Origin of the sequence: Arthrobacter sp. Hiyo1, from assembly GCF_001263615.2 — a bacterium.
Classification (GTDB): domain Bacteria; phylum Actinomycetota; class Actinomycetes; order Actinomycetales; family Micrococcaceae; genus Arthrobacter.
Map to the genome: position 1 here is coordinate 156,817 of NZ_DF952473.1, position 940 is coordinate 157,756.

Genomic DNA, 940 nt, shown 5'->3' on the forward strand with positions numbered 1-940 from the left:
ATTCCGACGGCGGGTTCGGCCAAGGCGGCGGCACTCACCGAGGGGAGGCGTCCACGGAGCGTCGCTTGCTTGATCGCGCCCGAAGCGCCCATCCACAGGAAGCTGCAGACAAGGAGGGTGATGAGCATATAAGTGAAATTAATCGGGCTCCCGCTAAGCAGCGGCGGGGCTATGAACCCAACAACCAGGACGATGACGACGATCCTTCCGGCCCAGCCAGCCGCCACTGTCCCCTTTTCCTGGCTTCCCGTCACTTTCCATACCGCGGATTCCACCAACCGCCCTCCGTCAAGGGGCAGACCCGGGAGCACATTGAAAATGCCGATCAACAGATTGGCCCACATGAAGCTGTTGGCCAATTCCTCCGCCACCCCGCCGAAGACGTGGGCCACCACCAGCGGCCAGGCGGCTGCAGCGAGGACAAAGTTGGCGGCGGGTCCTGCCAAGGCCACAAGCACCGAGCGGCCAGGAGACGAAATGAAGCTCTCGAACTGGGTGTGGCCGCCCCACAGATTCAACACGATCTTCTCCGTGGGCCAGTTGAACGCTTGGCGCTCAAGGCATGGGCGAGTTCGTGGACCAGCACGGAAAGGGCGAGGAGCACCGCATAGGCAAAGGCAACGAAGTACGCTCCGTTTCCCAGGGAGGGGTGCTGCACGAATACGACCGGGCCAACCGCGATCACCGTGAACGCGGCGATGATGAACCAGGAGTACGCAAGGTACACGGGGATTCCCGCGATGCGGCCGAGCGGAATCCCGTCCTTCCTGCTGCTGCGTGTGCTGTGGCCACCGTTCCGGGGAGTGCTCACTTAGTTTGCCTGTCCAAGGAAAGCCGCGGCGGGCATGGTGGCGGAAGCGCGGGCGGCGACAAGCGCCTCAAGGTCGGAGACCTTCCGTCCCTGCAGGGTGTCCCAGGTTGCCCGGCGGGCATCCTCGGG

At 63.8% G+C, this 940-nt stretch carries 1 pseudogene; it reads right to left on the reverse strand.

The features are described 5' to 3' along the window. Positions 1-811 (reverse strand): annotated as a pseudogene (locus AHiyo1_RS16200) (site-2 protease family protein); the annotation flags it as partial. Between the last annotated feature and the right edge of the window lie 129 nt (positions 812-940).